Source organism: Lentzea cavernae (assembly GCF_014653695.1).
Lineage (GTDB): Bacteria > Actinomycetota > Actinomycetes > Mycobacteriales > Pseudonocardiaceae > Lentzea > Lentzea cavernae.
Map to the genome: position 1 here is coordinate 552969 of NZ_BNAR01000005.1, position 19254 is coordinate 572222.

Consider the following 19254-nt stretch of genomic DNA (forward strand, 5'->3'; position numbering starts at 1 on the left):
GGCCTCAGCCGGTGATGGTCAGATCGGCGTCGTTCAGGTCGAAGAAGACGTTGCCGACGGCCTCGATCCTGATCCGGCCCTTGTCCGTCCGCACCCTCGGCAGCCGCACGTTCTCAGCCCCGTCGTTGCGGGTGTGCGCGGCGAGCACGTGCGGGAACGTCAGCCCACCGTCGGTGGAGAAGGTGATCCGAACCGCGTGCGCGCTCACCGGCGCCGTCGCCGTCCCGGCCACGTCCCACGTGACCTGGTGCCGCGAACCGCCGCGGTACGACGCGGGGGAAGCGTGGGAGGTCACGAGGAACGGGCCTGCGTTCGGGGCGATCGCGAGTTCGGTGTCAGCACTGCCGACCCCGCCTCCGCCCTGTCTGCCGTCGCGGGCGGTGAGCTTGAAGTGGAGGGTGCGGGATTCGTCCACGCCCACCCAGTCGGCGGTAGGCAGGAACTCCGAGTAGCAGTCGACGAGGGCGGCCGGCACGTTCGTGCCGAAGCCGGTTTCCGGGGCCGGGGGTGGTGGCGCGGCCGGGCATCGGCCCGTGGTGGCGTTGGTGTTGTTCGCGGCGATCTGTGCCAGGTCGGGGAAGACGCGCTTCGGGTCGGTGGTCGCGGTGTTGCCTCCTGGCGAGCGGTACTTGAGCGCGTCGTCGTCGCTGACGACGGCGGCGGTGCCGAACACGCGGAACAGGGGGCCGTCGGTCTTGGTGTTGTTCACCAGGGCGGTGCTGGTGTCGCCGCCGGGGTCGTTCTGCTCCCACAGGTAGGTCACCGGGTCGCCGTCGGGGTCGGAGGCCTTGCCGGTCAAGGCGAACGGGGTGCGTGCCGGGATGGTTCGTCGTGTTGGCACGGTCACGACCGGTGCGTGGTTGCCGGTGGGCTGGACTCGGTGGCCGGCGTTGTCCTGCGGGCCGCCCTTGACCGTCTCGCCGACCAGTCCAGAAGCGCCGGTGAGGCCCAGCGCGGGTACGTTCCGCCCCTTCAAGGTTCCGTTGAACGTCACCTGGAACCCGGTGGTGTCGAAGGGTGTCGGCCGGTTGACGTTGTCGCCGAGGCCTGCGACGTCGACTTGACCGCCGGTGGGCAGGATCGCCTCGACGGCGGTCTTGATCGCCTCCTGGCTGTAGGTGGCGTGGGTGATGGGGGTCGTCCTGCGGCCGTTGTAGGTCAGGGTGAACGAGTCGCCGCTGTCGAAGTCGCGCAGCGAGATGTTCTGCACCTGGTCCGCGTCCCACGTGGTTGACGTGGTGAACGCGCTGATCTCCGTGCGGGTGCGGTGGGAGAAGTAGGGGTCGTTGTGGCGCTGGAGGTTGTCCTGCTGGCAGATGCCCGCGTACGACATGATCGACGAACCGCTGCCGGGCTCGTAGGAGGACGCGGCGACGCGCTGTCCCGTGCCGCAGCCGAACTGGTTTCCGTTGAACGTGTGCTCCGCGCCGAACTGGTGTCCCATCTCGTGCGCCACGTAGTCGACGGCGAAGTAGTCGCCGGTGGGAGTGGCGAGACCGGTGCAGGCCGCCGCCTTGTGGGGGCCGCCCACGCCGGGCACTCCCGCTCCCCCGCCACGAACGCCCAGCGCCACGTGTCCGATCTCGTAGTTGCTCGCGCCGATCAGCTGGCCCAGCACGGTAGCCGCGTTGCCGAGGGTGCCGGTCACGCACCGTTCCAGCTCGTCCGGGCGGAAGCACGGGGCCGCGCCGCACGGTCCGTCCGGGCCGGTGGCCTCGGCGTCGGTGTTGAGGTTGGTCTTGTCGCTGCCGTCGGCGAGGAGGAGGCGGATCGCGGTCTCGTCCTCGTAGATCTGCGCGATCCGGTTGACCAGGGCGGCTTTGGCTGCCGTCACGTTCTCCGCGCCGAAGTAGCGCGCGTAGGACGGGTCGGTGAGCAGGGCCAGGCGGTAGGTGCGGGCTCGCACCACCGGGCTCGGGGTGCTGGTCGTCAGGTGTGGCCGTCGTGACGTGTACTCGACATCGGCTTCCCGCAGCGGGTCGGGCGGCGCCTGGTCGCGGCTGTAGGAGCTGGTGTAGAGGCTCTGGTCGCGGTGGGAGTGCGGGGCGACGGACCACTGTCCCCGTTGCGAGCGCACCGAGGCGTGGAAGCCCAGCGGTGTCAGGCCGGCGCGGACCGACGCCGTCGGGTCGTCCAGGCCGCGGCCCGCGTACGTCCTGATCTCCGGGTGCTGTGCGGCCAGCCCCGGTTCCATCACCGGTGCGTCCTCCAGCGCGAACCGTTCGAAGGTGCCCGCGGGTGTCGGCAGCAGGGTCTCGACGGTGCCGGTTCCGGACAGGGCGGCGGCCATGGCGGACCGGTCGAGGGTGAACCCCTGCCGTGACGTGAGGACGCCGCTGTCCGCTCTGGCCCACGGGTTGTCCGCTGCGGCGGCCGCGCCCGGTGTGGTCAGCAACGCGCCCGCGGTGACGGCGGTCAGCACGAGGATCAGTGCTCGGCGTGTGGACGAACGTGGTGCCACGTCAGCTCTCCTGGGTGAGGTCGATGCCCCGAGGGGCTCACCAAGCTACTTTTTTGGCTTTGTGCAAAGACTGTCCGCACCAGAAGTGCCGGACACGGGATAGGCTCGGGTGAACGTCTCATCGAGATTCACCGGTGGTCATCGCGAACCCGAGGGAGCTGTCGACGTGGTCGAGACGCACGACATCGTTCGCCCGCCCGCAGAACTCAGCGCGGCCCTCGCGGTCCTCGGCAGCGCGACGGCCAGCGCCGAGCTCAGCCGCATGGGCATTCGCAGCGCGTTCATCCGCGGGCCGGTCACGGCCACGCCCGGTCTGCGCGTGGCCGGGCCGGCGTTGACGCTGCAGTTCATGCCGAAACGGGAGGATCTGTACCCCGTCGACGAGTACGAGGAGCCGGAGAAGCAGTTGCACCGGCACGTCATGTACCACGCCCAGGCCGGGGACATGATCGTCGTGGACGCGCGCGGTGACATGAGCAGCGGTGTGTTCGGCGAGATGATGCTGACGTACTTCAAGGGTCGTGGTGGTGCCGGTGTGGTGATCGACGGGTGCCTGCGCGATGTCGGTGAGGCCAAGAAGCTCGGTCTCGGGCTGTGGATCCGTGGTGCCACGCCGAACTACCACGCCCAGACGAACATCGTGCCGACGGCCGTGAACGTGCCGGTGGCGTGCGGTGGCACGATCGTCGAGCCCGGTGACATCGTCGTCGCCGACGACGACGGGGCGGTGGTGGTGCCGGTGAAGCTCGCGCCCGCTCTTGTCGCCGTCGCTCAGGAACACGCGGAGTGGGAGGAGTTCTCCCGGATCCGGCTGTCCGAGGGCGGGGACCTGCGGCGGTACTACCCGCTGTCGGAGGAGGCCCGGCCCGAGTACGAGCGGTGGCGTGCCGAGCAGGGCAAGGTTTAGCTCCACAGGCGGTCGTGGCTCGACTCGCCGTCCCAGTGGGTCGTCTCGGCGAAGAAGACCGGGTCGCGCGGGTCGAGGTGGCACTGCAGCAGCTCCTCGTCGAGGTCGCCGAAACCCAGTCCCGGCGTGTCCGGCACGGTGATGTGGCCGTCCTGGATCAACGGGCGGGGCAGGTCGGTGACGAGGTCGCTCCAGAACTCCACCTCGGCCGCGTGGTGTTCGAGCGCGAGGAAGTTCTCGGTGGCGGCGGCGAGGTGCACGCTCGCCATCGTCGCGATCGGTGATGCCGCGAGGTGCAGTGCCATCGGGATTCCGCGTTCCTGCGCGTAGTCGCCGAGCCGCTTGGTCTCCGCGATGCCGCCCGCCGTCGCCGGGTCCGGGTGCACGACGCGGATGGCGCCCGTGTCGAGCAGCGGGCGGAAGCCTTCGAGCAGGTAGATGTCCTCCCCCGTGCACGTCGGGACGGCGACGGCCGCGGTGAGCTGACGCCACTGGTCGGTCAGCTGCCACGGGATCAGGTCCTCGATCCACGCCAGGGTGAACGGTTCCAGCGCGCGGCCGATCCTGATGCAGGAGTCGAGGGCGATGTGGCCGAAGTGGTCGGCGGCGAGCGCGATGTCGTAGCCGACGACGGAGCGGACGACGTCCACATAGGACGCCAGGTGCTCGACGCCCTTCGCCGTGACCTGGATCCCGGTGAACGGGTGCATGGTCGTCAGGTCCTCGCGGGCGCCGGGTGGCGCGATCAGCGCCCCCGGGACGTCCCACAGCAGGTCGACGCCCACGTCCATCTTCAGCATCGTGAACCCGCGTCGCTTGCGGTTCAGCAGTCTGGCGCCCATGGCGTGCGGGTCCGGCAACGACGGAGTGTCGGCGTAGCACCGGATCCGGTCGCGGAACCGGCCGCCGAGCAGCGCGTGGGCGGGCACGCAGTACGCCTTGCCGGCGAGGTCCGTCAGCGCCATCTCGACGCCGGAGACCCCGCCGCCCTGCCGTCCGTGGTGCCCGAACTGCTTGATCTTGCGGAAGATCTTCTCGACGTTGCAGGGGTTCTCGCCGACGAGCCTGCTCTTGAGCATGAGCGCGTAGGTGGCGCTGGCCTGGTCTCGCACCTCCCCGTAGCCGGCGATGCCCTGGTTGGTGTCGATCCTGATGATCGACGAGCGGAACGGCACGCCGGTCAGGTTGGCGACCCGCAGGTCGGTGATGCGCAGGTCGCTCGGGCGGGATCCCGTGGCGACGTGCTCCTCCGTGATGCTCATCCCTTCACCGCACCGGCGGTGAGCCCCTCGGTCAGGAACCGCTGCCCGAACGCGTACATCGTCACGACCGGGATGCTGATCAACAGCGAGGCCGCGGCCAGCTGTCCCTGCGGGACGACGTCACCGAAGATCATCGACTGCATCCCGACGGGCAGCGTCTTGTAGTCGTCCTTGGTGATGAACACGAACGCGAACAGGAACTCGTTCCACGCGTTGGTGAGCGTGAAGAGCGCGACCGCGAGCAGGCCCGGTTTCGCCAGCGGCAGCACGATCCGCAGGAACACGCCGAACCGCGTGCAGCCGTCGACCAGCGCTGCTTCCTCCAGGTCGGCCGGGATCGACTTGAAGTACCCGACGAGCAGCCAGGTCGCGAACGGCAGTGTGAACGTCGGGTAAGCGAGCACGAGCGACCACAACGAGTCGTTGAGCCCGATCCCGCTCATCAACTGGTACAGCGGGATGAACAGCAACGCGCCCGGCATCACGTAGGTGAGCAGGATCGTCACCGTGAAGCTCTCCGAACCCCGGAACCTCAGCCGTGCCAGGGCATAACCGGCCAGCGCCGCGCAGATCAACGCGATCACCGTGGACGCCACCGACACCAGGATCGTGTTGACGTACCAGGTGCCGAACGCCCTGCCCGTGAACAGGTTCGTGAACTGCTCGGTGGTCCACGGGGTCGGCCACAGGTCGTCGGTGCGCGCGACGATCTGGTTGTCGGACTTGAAAGCCGTGACCGTCATCCAGTACAGCGGCGCGAGCACGAACCCCAGCAGGCCGACGAGCGCGATGCCCGAACCGGTGCCGCCGACCAGGCGTGCGGCCAGCCGGTTGCCGCGCGCGGCGAGCACCGAGACGAGCCGTCCGACCGCGGCCGCGAGCACCACGAACACGCCCAGCACCAACGCGGCCTTCCACACGATGTGCGGTGAGGCCCAGGCCAGCACGAGAACCGAGGCGATCACGACGACCCACGGCATCGCGGCGCGCTGAGCGGGCGTGAGCCGCCGGCGTCCCAGGTCGCTCGCCGCCGGCAGGTCGTTGCGCCGCATCATCCGCACGAGGATCACGACGAGCACGGCGATGATCGGCAGCATCACGAGCGTGACCGCGGCGCCCGCGCCCAGTTGCAGCTGCTGGATCGCCTTCGAGTAGGCCACCATCACGTACGGCGCGGTGGCGTCCCCCGGCCCGCCCTGGGTCATCAGCCAGATCAGGTCGAAGTTGTTGAACGTCCAGATCGACGACAGCAGCACCGTCACGATCATGACGTGGCGCAGTCCGGGGAGCGTGATGTGCACGAAGCGCTGCCACGGCGACGCGCCGTCCACCATGGCCGCCTCGTAGAGGTGGCTGTCGATCGCCTTGAGCCCGGCGAGGAACGTCACCGTGAAGAACGGGATGCCCTTCCAGACGTTGACGAGGATGACCGACGGCATCGCGAGCGCGGGATCGGACAGCCACTCCGCGGGCCACCGGTCGACGAGCCCGATCGCGGCGAGCGCCGGTCCGATGCCGGAGTCGGTCATCAGGGTGTTGACGCTGCCGAAGATCGGGTCGAACAGCGACCGCCACGTGAACGCCGTGACGACGGTCGGCACCACCCACGGCAGCAGGATCAGCCCGGCGACGATCGCCCTGCCGCGGCGCATGTGGTGCAGCATCAGCGCCGCGATGAGCCCGAGGGTCACCTTGAAGATCTCGGCGTACGCCGTGAAGACGAACGAGTTCAGGACTCCTTTGTGGAACAGGGAGTCGCCGAAGAGTGCGGTGTAGTTGTCCAGCCCGACGAAGACCGTCTCGGCACCGTGGCGTTCCGTGGTGCTGGTGACGACCGAGTCGACGATCGGGAACAGGATGAGGCCGGCGACCAGCACCAGCGTAGGCCCGACGAACACCGCGGCGAGGCGCCAGTCGCGTCCGAACATCCGCTGCGACGGGCTGAGCGAGGACGACGCGCGCGGTGCCGGACGGACCGGCGCCGGCCTCGTGCGCAGGTCGGTCACTGCTTGTAGCCCTGCTGCTCGAAGACCTGGACCATTCGAGTGTGGGCAGCGGCGACGGCGTCGGCGGGTTTGGTGCCCTGGATGACCGACTGCATCATGTCGGTCAGCAGGTAGGCGGCGGTGGCGGCCTGCTCGCCGGGGCTAGGCGTCTGGGGGAAGGTGAAGCCGGTCTTCGTCTTCAGCGGGAGCTTCGTGCGGGTCTGCTCGCGCAGCGCGGGGAAGGCCGGGTCACCGCTGGTGTAGTACGGGTCCGAGTCCCAGACCTTGTCCCACGAGGGGTTCACCAGGCACGGCGCTCCCTTCGCGACGCCGAGCAGCGCGGTCCCGCTCACCATGTACTTCGCCACCAGCTTGGCGAGGTCGGGGTTCTTCGCGCCCTTGAACACGACGAACGAGTTGGACTCGCCGAACGCGAGCGGCTGGTCGATCGCCGGACCGGTGGCGCCGTTGAAAGGGTGCGTGTTGTTGTAGACCGGGTTGTTCTTGGTCTTCGAGTCGGCGTAGACGCTGAACTGGTTGAGCGTGAGCCCCAGGATCTGGGCGAGCCAGTTCTCGTTGTTGCTCGAGTCGGTCCAGCTGCCGATCCCGGGCGGCAACATGGGCGTGTACTTGGGGTTCGTGTAGATGTCGCCCATGAACGTGACAGCGGCGACGGTCTCCGGCGAGTTCAGCACCACCTTCGTGCCGGTGTTGTCCGCGAGCGCGCCGCCGTAGCAGTTGATGACGTTGGCGATGAAGCCGTTGGCGTCGCCGGAGCGGTTCACCGTGAGGCCCCAGCCGAAGCGCTTCTTCGCCGGGTCGGAGACCTCCAAGGCGTTGTCGCGCAACTCTTCCCACGTGTAGTGCAGTTTGAGCGGGAGGCCCTTCTCCTGGTACCAGTCCTTGCGCAGGTACATCGCGGACGCGATGAAGTGGTACGGGATGGCGAACCAGCGCCCGCCGAACACGCAGTAGTTGGTCGCCTCCGTCGCGGGCTCCCCGTAGAGCTTGCGCATCTCCTCGACCACGTCGGTGACGTCGGTGAGGGCGCCGAGGTTGTGGAGCTGGCCGACGAACCGCCGATCGCTCACGAAGGCGAAGTCGCGGCTGGTGCCGGCCTTCACCTCGGCGTCCATCTTCGCGACCATGTCCCCGGCGTCACCGGAGACGAGGTCGTTGCGGACCGTCGTGCCGGTGGCCTGCGCGAAGACCTGCAACGACTTGTCCAGGGCCTGGTTCGCGGCCTCGGAGTAGAGCTTCTGCGAGAGCATCCCGGCCGACCCGCCGCGCAGCGAGGCCGCCTGGTCCAGTAGTGCCTGGGGCACTTGGACGTCCACCTGCGGTGGAGCGGGCGTACCGCCTCCGCAGCCTGCGAGACCGAGCACGCCGAGCGCGCTCATCCCGAGGAAGGTCCGCCTCGATAAGTCTGATTTCGCTTCCATGACAACAACTCCTCCCGCGTCCGGCTGAGCGGACGCGTGCCGACGGGGCGACGTTGCAACCGGCGGGACAGCGGGGCGAGAGCCCCACTGCCGGGTCGTTCATGTGGTGAAGGGGACGAACTGCTTGCACGGCACCATGTCAGCGCCGTCTAAGACCGCTTGCTCTGCTTCTCCGCGAGGAGCGTGGAGTTGTTGGCCAGGTGCTTGCGCATCGCCGCGCGGGCCCGGTCCGGGTCGCGTGCCACGAGCGCCTCGTAGATCTCCGTGTGGTCGGCGGTGGCCTTGCACAGCGCGGCCGGCGCCTCGTTGGTGATGCGCCGGCTGGCCGTGCCGAGCCAGCGGGCCGAGTACATGATCCGGTCCAGGATGCGGTTCTCCGCCGCCCGGCAGATCTCCATGTGGAACTCGTGGTCGACCTCGAGGTAGGCGTTGGGATCCCCCTCGAGCGCGGCCATGCGGCCGATCTCGTTCCTCAGCCGCTCCAGCGTCTCCTCGGTGACGCTGACCGCGGCCATGGCGGCCAGCTCGGGTTCGAGCAGCACGCGCATCTGGTCCAGCTCCTGCAGCAGCTCCCCGACGAGCTCGGCGGGCAGCCACTCGATCAGCAACGGACTCAGGTAGTCCCATTCCGCGGGTGGGCGCACGACGACGCGGCGGCCCTGCGCCACGTCCACGATGTCGAGCGAGGCCAGGACTTTGAGGGTCTCCCGCGCCACCACGCGGGACACCCCGAACTCGCGGGCGATGTCGAGCTCCGACGGCCCCCGGCCGTCTTCGATCTCACCGCTGACGATGCGCCGGGTCAGGTGTGCTGCCACCTGCACCGGCAGAGTGCGGACCTTGACAACGTCCGGAGACTCTTGTCCCCTTTGCATGTCATCAGCTTATAGGACAAGTTGGATGTAGCGACAGTCTCCGTTCACCTGCACCACCCGGCGACGGGAGAGAAATGCGGATCGTGAACGTCACCACGGCAGTGGTCGCCTACCACGGCGAGGCCACGCTGGTCCGGATCGACACCGACGAGGGTCTCAGCGGTTTCGGCGAGGCCAACCCCGACGCCGGCGCCGCCGGCGTCGTCGGAATGATCAAGTTCCTCACCCCGCTGCTGATCGGCGAGGACCCCCGCAACGTCGAGCGCTGCTGGGAGAAACTCCGCCGCAGCAAGGTCTTCGCGGGACCGCAGGGCGGCGTGTTCGTGATCGCCCTGTCCGGCATCGAGCTCGCGCTGTGGGACCTCGCGGGCAAGGCGGCGGGCCAGCCCGTGTACCGGATGCTCGGCGGCAAGTTCCGCGACCGCATCCGCCTCTACGCCGACTGCGGCGACGGCGACGACCCGGCGGGCTCGGTCTCCGGGTGCGTCGACCGGGCCCACCGGATGGTCGCCGAGGGCTTCACCGCGATCAAGTTCGACATCGACGACCTGCACCACCCCGGCAAGTTCGACGACTTCAACCACACGATCAACGCCGCCGAGCTGCGGTCGATGGTCCAACGCGTGGCCGCCGTCCGCGAGGCGATCGGACCGGACGTCGACCTGGCCATCGACCTGCACGCCCGCTACGACGTGCCGAGCGCGTGCCGCATCTCCTGGGAGCTCGAACCGTTCGACCTGATGTGGCTCGAGGAACCGCTGCCGGCGGAGAACGTCGACGCGCTGGTGCGGGTGCGGGAGCAGACCCGCACCCCGATCTGCGCGGGCGAGAACCTCTACCTGCGCTGGGGTTTCCGCGAGCTGCTCGAACGCGGCGCCGTGGACGTGATCGAGCCGGACGTGCCGAAGTGCGGCGGGCTGGCGGAGGCCAAGAAGATCGCCAACCTCGCGGAGCTGCACTACATCCCGTTCGCGCCGCACCTGGTGTCGACGCCGCTGGGCACGATGGCCACGTCGCACCAGTGCGGGGCCATTCCCAACTTCTTCGTGCAGGAGTGGCACGCGCTGGAGGAACGCGAGGTGTGGGACAGCTACGTCCGCGCTCCCGACGGGAGCGGTTCGATCGTCAAGGACGGGTACATCACGTTGCCCGACACGCCGGGGATCGGTGTGGAGCTCGACATGGACGGGGTGCGGAAACACGCCGTCGCGGGGTACGGGGTGTTCGAGTAGGGCTCACCCGAAGCGGACACCGAGCAGGAGCGTGTCGTCGGTGTACCGGACGATCTCCAGCATGTCCTCGACGATGGCGGGAAGCGCCGACCCGAAGGGCTTCTCGCCGTGGACCCGGACGGTGCTGATGAGCCGGAGCTCCCCTTCGTCCACGTCGCCGCGGCTCTCGACCAGGCCGTCGGTGTAGAGCAGCAGCTGGTCCCCCGGGCGCAGCACGCTGTGGTGGATGCCGATGCTGCCGGGGTTGGGAAACCCGACCCCGCGGCCCTTGGCGGGCAGGTACTCCGGTTCGCCGGCGGCGGGGACCAGCAGTGCGGGCGGGTGGCCGCCGCCGGCGAGGCGCAGCTCGCCGGTCCGGGGGTTCAGGCGGGCGATCAGGACGGTGGCCATGAGGCCCTCGCTGATCTCGCCTGCCCGGCGCACGAGGTGCTCGAACGGGTGGCCGTCGAGGGTGAGGGTGCGGATGGTGTGGGTGACGTGCAGGGCGTTGCGGGTGCAGGTGACGCCGTGGCCGATGGCGTCGACGACGGTGATCTGCAGGGTGCCGTCCTGCAGGACGAGCCAGTCGTAGAGGTCGCCGCCGGTGGGGGCGTCCTGGTCGGCGGGCTGGTAGTGGACTCCCAGTTCGACGCCGTCGACCGTGGGAGCCGGTGGGCGCAGGGCGTCCTCCAGCTCCTGGAAGATCACGGCGTGTGCGCGGCGGAGTTGTTCGTCCCGTTCTTCGAGTTCGACGTACATGGCCACGACGCCGCTGTTGGTCTCGGACAGCTCGTGCTTGAGCTGCAGGTGTTCGCGTTCCAGGGCGTCCACGCGGGCCAGGGAGGCGCGCAGTTCTCGTTCGGTGGCCGTCTCGTCGTCGGTCGGGCGGGCCGGTCGCGGCGCCTGGGCGGGGATGCGCCACACGGCCTCCGGGGCGTCCGAGGCGTCCGGGAGCAGGGGGAGGTTGAGGCGCGTCCGGTCGAGGGGCGCGCGCAGGGGCATGGTCACGACCAGCGTGCCATCCTGCTCGGTCGTGAAGCCGCCGCGGACGGCCGGGGGGTCGGTGGCGAGGTGCTCGCGGACCAGCGTGGTCGCGCTCAGCACCAGCCTGGCCCGGAGTTCGACGGGCACGTCGTGGGCGTCGCACAGCGATCTGATCTGTGCTTTCAGCGCGAGGACGTCGCCGGCCGCGGCCGGGGTGACGTGGCGGTCAGCCGTCATGCCGTTGATCTCCGATTAGGGCTCAGGTCGTCGACGTGCGAGCGCGGGGTGGGCACAGCCTGCCTGGACGTGGGTTCCGCGATCACGGCGCCCACCTCACCACGGTGACCGTGGTGCCCCTGCCCACGGCGGTGTCGATGCGGAACTCGTCGACGAGCCGGCGGGCCCCGCCGAGGCCGTGTCCCGGCCCCGCGCCCGTGCTGAACCCGTCCACCAGTGCCGCCTCGACGTCGAAGATCCCAGGCCCGTGGTCGCTGACGTCCAGCCGCAGTCCGCGGCGTCCGCTCGGCGCGACGATCGGGGTGATGCCCATGGTGCCGCCACCGCCGTAGACGTAGGCGTTGCGGACGAGCTCGCTCGCCGCGGTCACCACTTTCGTCTGCCCGACGAGGTCGAACCCCGCCTCGACGGCCGCCGCGCGCACCGCCTGCCGCGCGGCGAGCAGGTCTGATCCCGACCTGATCTGCCGGGTCCGCAGGACATCGCGCGGTGACGTTCGAACTGGTGCGTCACCGGGCCGCATGCGGCCAGTTCCGGCGCGAGATCGGTGCGTGCACCGATCCGGGCGCGGTCACAGTTCACTCGGCGAGGACCACGGCCACGCCGGAGAGTTGCTCACAGCAGCCTCCCATTGTCGCCGTGTCAGCGATCACGACAAGATGCCCTCGTCACTAAACTATTGTCGCACGGCAAACGTTAGCAGACGCGGAGCGGAAGAGGCGGGAGGTGATGAGGATGAGAGCCGGGAGGTCAGGCGGACTGCGTTCCGGGTTCCTCTTCCCCGTCGTCGAGCCGGTGCAGGACCGCGGCCCCGTCGCGCAACTGCCTCAGGCCCGTGGCCAGCGAGGAGCGGGCGGACGGCGGCAGGGCGTCCACGGCGACGCGGAGGTGCTCCCGGCGCCGTTCGCGCAGGTCGTGCAGGTAGGCGCGGCCGCGGTCGCTCAACGACAGCTCGACCTCGCGCCGGCTCGTGGAGCTCACGTCGCGGTCCAGGAACCCGACGGCCTGCAGCCGGTCGCACAGGCGGCTGACCGACGACGGGGCCGCGTCCAGCGCCTCACCGAGGGTGCGCAGGTTGGCACCCTCCGAGTTCTCGAGCACGAACATCACGCGCAGCTGCGACACCGACAGCGGGGCGGGCGAGACGTCCTTGCTCCGCTCCCACATCACCTCGACCTGCTCCACGACCTGGGTGAGAACCTGGAGCACGTCGTCGACTGTGGCGTGTGGCCGAATCCGGTTCACATGTCCCACTGTCGCACTTCCAGGATTCCGTGTCATGTCCGGCCACGTCCGCGATGCATGCTCGGCAGGTACCGACAGAAGGCAGGCGCCTCGTGGCCGCACCAGCAGTGAACAGATATCTCGTCGTCGAGGAGGCCTTGCGGGCCGGAGCACCTCACGACCTGCTCAACATCGCACGCAGACAGCTGAGACAGCTGTACAAGGCCAACACGGTGGACCTGCTGCTGGCCGACTACGCGCTGACCATGCTGCAGCAGGTCTCGGAACTGCCCTACACCCGGCAGCCGATCCCGGTGAACGGCAGCACCGCTGGTCAGGCCTTCGGCGCACAGCACGAGTTCGTCGAACGCCATGCCGACGCCACGGCGACGGCGTACCTGCCCGTCACCGTGCGCGGCGACCGGCTCGGCGTGCTCACGGTCACCCTGCCGGAGGCACCCGGCAAGGACGACCTGGCAGAACTGGTCAAGGTCGCGCAGGCCCTCGGTCACGAGATCGTCGTCGCGGAACGCGACACCGACCTGTACCTGCAGGCCAGGCGGGCGGCGCGGCTGACCCTGGCGGCGGAGATGCAGTGGCAGCTGCTGCCCGGCAGGTCCTGCAAGCGCTCCGAGTACGACCTGGGCGCCCAGCTGGAACCCGCCTACGCCATCTACGGCGACAACTTCGACTGGTCGACCTCCGCCGACCACCTCACGCTCACCGTCACCAACGGCATGGGCGAGGGCATCAACGCCGCGCTGCTGACCAACCTCGCGATCAACGCGCTGCGCAACGCCCGCCGCGCCGGCATCCCGCTCGCCGACCAGGCCGCGCTGGCCGACCAGGCGGTCTACGGCCAGCACGCCGGAAAGCTGCACCTGGCGGTCCTCCTGCTGCGGTTCGAGCTCAGGACCGGGCGTGTCGAGGTCATCGACGCCGGGTCGCCCCGCATGTGGCGCCAGCGCGGCAACACCATCGAGACCATCTCGTTCGAGGACCAGCTGCCCCTCGGCATGTTCGAGGACACGCAGTACACCAGCGAGGCCTTCCAGGTCCGGCCGGGCGACCGGCTGATCTTCGTCAGCGACGGCGTGTACGACGTGGCCTCCCCCGCCGGCGAACGCTACGGCGAACGCGCGCTGGCCCGCGCGATCAACCTGACCCGGCTGCTGCCCGCCGCGCAGGTCCCCCGGGAGATCCTCCAGCAGCTCACCGGGCACCGCACCACCACGACCGTCACGGACGACGCGATGGTCCTGTGCCTGGACTGGCACGGAGGACCGTCGCCCGTGGTGGCGTCCACGTGACCGCGACCTGCGCGAACTCCTCCTGCCAGGCCTGACGTCCCGGCCGGTGCGATCCTGGTGCGGTGGAGCCGGAACGCACGCCCGACGGGCACTTCGTGATCATCAACGGGCGGCGGTGGCGGGCCACCGACCCCGAGATCCCGCCCGAACCGGCGGCACGGCTGCGCAGCCTGCTGATGGCGGCTCGCCGGGGTGTCGGCGCCGCCCTCCGCGCCCAGGACGCCGAGGCGGAGCGTGCCGCCCGCGCACGGGTCCACCTCGCGAAGACCGCCCTCGGCGAGCGCGGCACCCCGTGGTGGGAGCAGACGGCGGGCGAACGGCGGCAGCGCTGGCAGGACGGTCTGGAGGAGCTCGAAGCCGAGTAAATCCCATATCTCGTACGTGAACCGGTCGGCGATGGCAGGATGCGGCGCATGGCGCGGTACATCGGCGAAGACCTGCACGGTGCGGAGTTCCGCGAGTGCGACCTGACGGGGGCACGGCTGATCGGTGTGGTCCTGCAGGACGCCGTGATCGACGGGTTCGTCACCAACCTCGTGGTGAACGGTGTCGAGGTCACCGGGTACGTCGAGGCGGAGCTCGACCGGCGTCATCCGGTGCGGCTGCTGCTCCGTTCCGACGACCCCGCCGATCTGCGTGAGGCAGCGCGTGAGCTGCATGCCGGGTGGGCCGCCACGGTCGAGCGGATCCGTCGTGCGCCCGGCATCGAGCGTGGCAGCGTGAACGACGAGTGGTCGGCGGTGCAGACGATGCGCCACCTGGTCTTCGTCCACGACTCGTGGTTCCGCCGGTGCTGCCTGGGTTCGGCGGAGCTGTTCACGCCGATGGGCATCGGTCCGGACGTCGAGCCCTACCGCGAAGCGCACGGCCTTGACCTGTCGCTCGACCCGGACCTCGACGAGATCGTGAGCGTGCGCGAAGCACAGGCCGCCGAACTCGAAGCCTGGCTCGGCGGGGTCACCGCGGAGCAGCTCGCAGCGCCGGCACCGGTGCCCGAGGACGACGTCTGGCCCCCGTACGCACGTGGGCGTTCGGCGCTGCAGTGCCTTCGCACGGTGCTCAACGAGACCTTCCAGCACCACGGCTTCTGCGTCCGCGACCTCGACCTGATCGACGCGCGGGACGCCTCCACGGCCTGAAACGTGCTCGTCGCGGCCTCTGGCCTGTGCGCACGGCTCCTGCGAGGGAGGATCGGAGGGGAAGTCCCTCGATCGGGTGAAGGCGGCGGGCCGTGCGTGATGACGACTGGGTGTTCGGCTTCGGGTCCACCTCGTGGGAGGACCTGGTCGGGAAGCTGTTCGGCGGGCAGGGTCAGCCGCCGTCTGCGACGAGGCGCACCGACCACCACGGACGCGACCTCACCGCCGCCGCGCGGGACGGCCTGCTCGACCCGGTGATCGGCCGGGAGGACGTCGTCGACGAGATCCTCGAGGTGTTGTCGCGGCGCACCAAGAACAACCCCGTCCTGATCGGTGATCCCGGGGTGGGCAAGACCGCGATCGTCGAGGGCATCGCGGCGCGGATCGCCCGTGGCGACGTGCCCGCCACGCTCGCCGGCAGACGGCTGGTCTCCCTGGACCTGGCGGGCATGGTGGCCGGGGCGAAGTACCGGGGCGAGTTCGAGGAACGGCTCGAGGGCGTGATCGAGGAAGTGGCCGCCACGAACCGGATGGTGGTGCTGTTCATCGACGAGCTGCACACCGTCGTGGGCGCGGGCAGTGCCGAGGCCGCGCCGATGGACGCCGCGAACATCCTCAAGCCCGTGCTCACCAGCGGACGGGTGCAGGTCATCGGGGCGACCACGGCCGAGGACTACCGCCGCCACATCGCGAAGGACGCCGCGTTCGAACGGCGGTTCCAGCCCATCCACGTCGCCGAGCCGTCGGTCGCCGAGACGATCACCATCCTGCGCGGTCTGCGCGGCCGGTACGAGACGCACCACGGGGTGCGGATCACCGACGAGGCGATCGTGTCCGCCGTCGAGCTGTCGGCCCGCTACGTGACCGACCGGTTCCTGCCCGACAAGGCGGTCGACCTGGTGGACCGCGCGGGCGCGCGCGTCCGGTTGCGGGAGAAGGCCCCGATGCCACCGGATCCGGCGGAGCTCGAACAGCGGGTGAGCCGCCTGGAGCGGGAACGGGACACCGCCCCGGAGGAGGAGGTGCCGTTCCTGGACGACGAGCTCCGCCACGCGGCCGCCGACCTGGACGCCGCGCGTACCGCGCTGGCCGAAGCGCCCGAGGTCGGGCCGAACGACGTCGCCGAGATCGTGTCGCGCAGCACGGGCATCCCGGTCGCGCAGCTCACCGAGGCCGAACGGCACCGGTTGCTGCACCTGGAGAGCCACCTGCACCAGCGGATCATCGGGCAGGACGAGGCCGTCGAGGCGGTGGCCGACGCGGTCCGCCAGGGGCGTGCCGGCCTCAAGCACCCGCACCGGCCCATCGGCTCGTTCCTCTTCCTCGGCCCGACAGGGGTGGGCAAGACGGAGGTCGCGCGGGCGTTGGCGGAGGCGCTCTTCGGTTCGCAGGACCGGCTGATCCGGTTCGACATGAGCGAGTTCGGGCAGCAGCACACGGTGTCGCGGCTGATCGGCGCGCCGCCGGGGTACGTGGGGTACGAGGACGCCGGTCAGCTCACCGGCGCGGTCCGGCGCGTGCCGTACTCGGTCCTGCTGCTGGACGAGATCGAGAAGGCGCACTCGGACGTCTTCAACACGCTCCTGCAGGTGCTCGACGCGGGCAGGCTCACCGACTCCCAGGGACGCACGGCGGACTTCGCCAACACGGTGATCATCATGACCAGCAACATCGGTGCCGACCAGCTGCTCGCCGCGGCTGCCTCGGGCGTCGAGGTGGAGCAGTTGCGCGAGCCGTTGATGACCTCGGTCCGCCGCCGGTTCCGCCCGGAGTTCCTCAACCGCGTGGACGAGATCATCCTGTTCCGCGGCCTCGACCAGGGCCAGTTGCGGCAGATCACCGCTTTGCTGCTCGACAGCACCCGGCAGCGGTTGCGCGAGCAGGACATCACGCTCGAAGTGGACGACCAGGCCGTCGACTGGCTCGCGGCCCGCGGTCACGTGCCCGAGTACGGCGCCCGGCCGTTGCGCCGCACGATCGCGAAGGAACTCGACCGGCGGCTGTCCCGTGCCCTGCTCGCGGGTGAGTTGCGCGGCGGGCAGCACGTGCTCGTGACGGTCGTCGACGCGGACCTGGCGCTCACGGTCACCGATCCGGCCTGACCCGTCGGTGCGGGGGTGGTGCCTACTCCCAGGGGTTGCTGCCGGACGCGGTGGCGGGCGTCGTTTCCCAGGGGTTGCTGCCGGCCACCGTGGCGGGCGTCGTGTCGGTGACGGCGTGGGCGGTGGTGGCGGCGACGGTCGTGAAGGCGGCGACGGCGAGGGCGACAGCGGCGATCTCGGCGATGGCGGTGCGGACCATTTGGGGCCTCCTCAGGAATGTTTCTCCGGCGATGGGACAAACGTTATGAGGCTCCTTAATCCCGGGACTATCACGCGGTTTATCCCGGCGCTATCCCGGCGGCGATGGCGACATAAAACATGCTCTGAACTGCGGAGATGCAGGATTTCCCGGTGTTTTGCAGACGGGATATGCGCGGGGATTGCAGCGTGATAGCGGGGCTACCGACTATTGGGCGGACAAAATCATCCGCGTGAAAAGAGGATCCCGAGATGGCCACTCCGCCCGCCTTGGACCCCGGACTTCCGCCCTTCGCCCAACTGCTGCGCAGGCACCGCAGCCGCGTCGGGCTGACGCAGCGGGAGCTGGCCGACCTGTCGACGGTGAGCGTGCGGGCCATCCGGGACCTGGAGCAGGGGCGGGCGTTGCGGCCGCGGCCGGACACGGTCCGGTTGATCGCCGAGGGGTTGCGGCTGGGCAGCCGGGCGCGGCACGACCTGGAGGTGGCCGCAGACCCGGACCGCCGTGCCGAGGTCGACGTGGCCGCCGGCGTCCCGCCCACTTCGCTCTCCGCCCAGGTGGGGCGCGACCTCGAGACCGGTGGCCTGGCCGCCGAACTGGCCGGCGGGTGCAGGCTCGCGACCGTCGTGGGGCTCCCCGGTGTGGGCAAGACGCGGTTCGCGGCGGCGGTGGCCGAGGTGGTGCACGCCAGGATGCCGGTGCTGTGGGCGGGGGTGGACGGCACGCCTCTGCGGGATCCGCGGCTGGCCGGGCTGGTGACCGCGTGGTCGACGGCCGTGCGCACGGGCGGGTGGGCGTACGACGACCTCGCCGAGGTGATCGGCACCCGTTCCGCGCTGGTGGTCCTCGACGGGGTCGACGGGCCGGTGTGCGGGGACGGCGTGCTGCGCCTGCTCGCCGACTGCCCCGGCGTGCGGGTGCTGATCACCGCTCCGGCGCCGTGCGGACTCGCCGGGGAGCGGGTGTTCGTCCTGTCCGGTCTGGAGCCAGGCGACGCGGCCGGACTGCTGCTCGCCGAGCACCCCGGCACGGCCGACCCGGCCGAGGTCGACCGCCTGTGCCGCGCACTCGACGGCCTGCCCGGCGCGCTCGCCGCCGTCGGGTCGTGGTTGTCGGTCTACCCGCTGCCGGAGCTGGCCGCCACCGACCCCGTTCAACTGCTCGACGACACCCTCGTGCGCGCGCTCGCCGGTGCCGCTGAGCCCTACCGGCAGGTGCTGGAGAACCTCCCGGCCCGCTTCGGCCCGTCGGCCGACACCGGCCGGCTGCTGCGCGACCTGCTCCAGCGCGGCCTGGTGCGGCCCGTCGAGACCGAGACCGGCCGCAGCTTCACGGTCTCCCCGCTGATCCGCTCGGTGCTGGCGGCCGCACCGCCGACGCCTTGACCCGCCCCCGTTCGCGGTCGTCCCGGACACGCCCCCGGCCTGCCTCCGCGACTGCCGAGGACGACGCCCTCCCCGTGGTGGACTGGTCGCGACGCCGAGCCCGGGAGCGTGACCGATGGCCCCCATGACGAGCACCGGTCCCACAGGTGCCGCGACGGCTTCCCCCGTGCACGCCTTCTTCGTCCCCGCCGGCCCGGAGGTCCTCAGCGTGTGGCCGTCCACCCCGCACGCCCGCCGGGCGGCGGCGTGGGCCCTGCGGACGCTGGGGTACGACCACCTGGGCGGTGTGGTCTGCCTGATCTCCCCCACCTCCGACGCCCAGGCGGAGTGCCTCGCCATCGCCCTGGCCGTCGCCGACGCCGCGGCGGGCGGCCACCGGCCACCGGGGCCGTTGCCGGACCTGGCCGTCCGCCTGCGGGCCGACCCGGTGCACCTGTGCGGCCTTCGCGCCGCCGCTGGGCTGACCTGAGCCACATCGGTCACGTGCTCGCACCGGACATCGCCGGCACGCGGCTGACCTGAGCCACACCG

The 19254-nt window shown here is 70.3% G+C and carries 17 protein-coding genes; 8 read left to right on the forward strand and 9 right to left on the reverse strand.

From position 1 onward, the window contains the following. Positions 1-4: 4 nt before the first annotated feature. The gene (locus IE307_RS19860) at positions 5-2461 is read right to left on the reverse strand and encodes a reprolysin-like metallopeptidase (protein WP_229904884.1); all 2457 of its coding nucleotides are present in this window, start codon (positions 2459-2461) and stop codon (positions 5-7) included. Between the two features lie 166 nt (positions 2462-2627). Here IE307_RS19860 and IE307_RS19865 point away from each other — a divergent pair, with 166 nt between their 5' ends. Next, entirely contained in the window at positions 2628-3368 is a 741-nt protein-coding gene (locus tag IE307_RS19865) for a ribonuclease activity regulator RraA (protein WP_191299569.1), read from the forward strand. On the opposite strand, the gene IE307_RS19870 is transcribed toward IE307_RS19865, so the two are convergent. The 4 genes from IE307_RS19870 to IE307_RS19885 all read right to left on the reverse strand — a co-directional run bounded on the left by IE307_RS19870 (position 3365) and on the right by IE307_RS19885 (position 8932). Continuing rightward, positions 3365-4630: a mandelate racemase/muconate lactonizing enzyme family protein gene (locus tag IE307_RS19870; protein ID WP_191299570.1), complete on the reverse strand. Its 1266-nt coding sequence runs from the start codon at positions 4628-4630 to the stop codon at positions 3365-3367. The two genes, IE307_RS19865 and IE307_RS19870, sit on opposite strands and share 4 nt — an antisense overlap. Further along, entirely contained in the window at positions 4627-6636 is a 2010-nt protein-coding gene (locus IE307_RS19875) for an ABC transporter permease (protein WP_191299572.1), read from the reverse strand. Before IE307_RS19875 ends, IE307_RS19870 begins: the two co-directional genes overlap by 4 nt. Then, positions 6633-8015 (reverse strand): ABC transporter substrate-binding protein, encoded by a 1383-nt coding sequence (locus IE307_RS19880; protein WP_229904885.1) that lies wholly within the window; start codon positions 8013-8015, stop codon positions 6633-6635. The genes IE307_RS19875 and IE307_RS19880 overlap by 4 nt, the downstream gene beginning before the upstream one ends. Before the next feature lie 191 nt (positions 8016-8206). After that, positions 8207-8932 (reverse strand): FadR/GntR family transcriptional regulator, encoded by a 726-nt coding sequence (locus IE307_RS19885; protein WP_229904886.1) that lies wholly within the window; start codon positions 8930-8932, stop codon positions 8207-8209. A gap of 74 nt (positions 8933-9006) precedes the next feature. Between IE307_RS19885 and IE307_RS19890 the strand changes: the two genes are divergently transcribed. Continuing rightward, positions 9007-10164: a mandelate racemase/muconate lactonizing enzyme family protein gene (locus IE307_RS19890; RefSeq protein ID WP_191299577.1), complete on the forward strand. Its 1158-nt coding sequence runs from the start codon at positions 9007-9009 to the stop codon at positions 10162-10164. Between the two features lie 3 nt (positions 10165-10167). On the opposite strand, the gene IE307_RS19895 is transcribed toward IE307_RS19890, so the two are convergent. The 3 genes from IE307_RS19895 to IE307_RS19905 form a co-directional block, all read right to left on the reverse strand. Then, entirely contained in the window at positions 10168-11364 is a 1197-nt protein-coding gene (locus IE307_RS19895) for a PP2C family protein-serine/threonine phosphatase (RefSeq protein ID WP_191299579.1), read from the reverse strand. A gap of 82 nt (positions 11365-11446) precedes the next feature. Beyond that, a complete protein-coding gene (locus IE307_RS19900) occupies positions 11447-11887 on the reverse strand; it encodes an ATP-binding protein (protein WP_191299581.1) in 441 nt (146 codons plus the stop codon). A 227-nt stretch (positions 11888-12114) separates the two neighbouring features. Further along, positions 12115-12573: a MarR family winged helix-turn-helix transcriptional regulator gene (locus tag IE307_RS19905; RefSeq protein ID WP_229904887.1), complete on the reverse strand. Its 459-nt coding sequence runs from the start codon at positions 12571-12573 to the stop codon at positions 12115-12117. A gap of 128 nt (positions 12574-12701) precedes the next feature. On the opposite strand from IE307_RS19905, the gene IE307_RS19910 reads away from it, so the two are divergent. From IE307_RS19910 to IE307_RS19925, 4 genes are all read left to right on the forward strand, one after another. After that, complete coding sequence (locus IE307_RS19910) at positions 12702-13898, forward strand: PP2C family protein-serine/threonine phosphatase (protein ID WP_229904888.1); 1197 nt, start codon at positions 12702-12704, stop codon at positions 13896-13898. A 62-nt stretch (positions 13899-13960) separates the two neighbouring features. Then, entirely contained in the window at positions 13961-14263 is a 303-nt protein-coding gene (locus tag IE307_RS19915) for a hypothetical protein (protein ID WP_191299587.1), read from the forward strand. A 48-nt stretch (positions 14264-14311) separates the two neighbouring features. Then, positions 14312-15037: a DinB family protein gene (locus tag IE307_RS19920; protein WP_191299589.1), complete on the forward strand. Its 726-nt coding sequence runs from the start codon at positions 14312-14314 to the stop codon at positions 15035-15037. 92 nt (positions 15038-15129) lie between these two features. Beyond that, a complete protein-coding gene (locus tag IE307_RS19925) occupies positions 15130-17139 on the forward strand; it encodes an ATP-dependent Clp protease ATP-binding subunit (protein WP_191299591.1) in 2010 nt (669 codons plus the stop codon). A gap of 22 nt (positions 17140-17161) precedes the next feature. Here IE307_RS19925 and IE307_RS19930 read toward each other — a convergent pair whose 3' ends face one another. Further along, positions 17162-17338 carry a hypothetical protein gene (locus IE307_RS19930; RefSeq protein ID WP_191299593.1) on the reverse strand — a complete coding sequence of 59 codons (177 nt, stop codon included), beginning with the start codon at positions 17336-17338 and terminating at the stop codon, positions 17162-17164. 251 nt (positions 17339-17589) lie between these two features. Here IE307_RS19930 and IE307_RS19935 point away from each other — a divergent pair, with 251 nt between their 5' ends. Then, on the forward strand, positions 17590-18723 hold the full coding sequence (locus tag IE307_RS19935) for a helix-turn-helix domain-containing protein (RefSeq protein ID WP_191299595.1): 1134 nt from the start codon (positions 17590-17592) through the stop codon (positions 18721-18723). A gap of 124 nt (positions 18724-18847) precedes the next feature. Further along, the gene (locus IE307_RS19940) at positions 18848-19192 is read left to right on the forward strand and encodes a hypothetical protein (RefSeq protein WP_229904889.1); all 345 of its coding nucleotides are present in this window, start codon (positions 18848-18850) and stop codon (positions 19190-19192) included. Positions 19193-19254 lie beyond the last annotated feature (62 nt).

Coding starts and splice junctions, on each gene's coding strand:
- IE307_RS19870 (WP_191299570.1), bottom strand. CDS start 4,630: ATGAGCATCACGGAGGAGCACGTCGCCACGGGATCCCGCCCGAGCGAC.
- IE307_RS19880 (WP_229904885.1), bottom strand. CDS start 8,015: ATGAGCGCGCTCGGCGTGCTCGGTCTCGCAGGCTGCGGAGGCGGTACG.
- IE307_RS19885 (WP_229904886.1), bottom strand. CDS start 8,932: ATGCAAAGGGGACAAGAGTCTCCGGACGTTGTCAAGGTCCGCACTCTG.
- IE307_RS19890 (WP_191299577.1), top strand. CDS start 9,007: ATGCGGATCGTGAACGTCACCACGGCAGTGGTCGCCTACCACGGCGAG.
- IE307_RS19895 (WP_191299579.1), bottom strand. CDS start 11,364: ATGACGGCTGACCGCCACGTCACCCCGGCCGCGGCCGGCGACGTCCTC.
- IE307_RS19900 (WP_191299581.1), bottom strand. CDS start 11,887: ATGCGGCCCGGTGACGCACCAGTTCGAACGTCACCGCGCGATGTCCTG.
- IE307_RS19920 (WP_191299589.1), top strand. CDS start 14,312: ATGGCGCGGTACATCGGCGAAGACCTGCACGGTGCGGAGTTCCGCGAG.
- IE307_RS19930 (WP_191299593.1), bottom strand. CDS start 17,338: ATGGTCCGCACCGCCATCGCCGAGATCGCCGCTGTCGCCCTCGCCGTC.
- IE307_RS19935 (WP_191299595.1), top strand. CDS start 17,590: ATGGCCACTCCGCCCGCCTTGGACCCCGGACTTCCGCCCTTCGCCCAA.
- IE307_RS19940 (WP_229904889.1), top strand. CDS start 18,848: ATGACGAGCACCGGTCCCACAGGTGCCGCGACGGCTTCCCCCGTGCAC.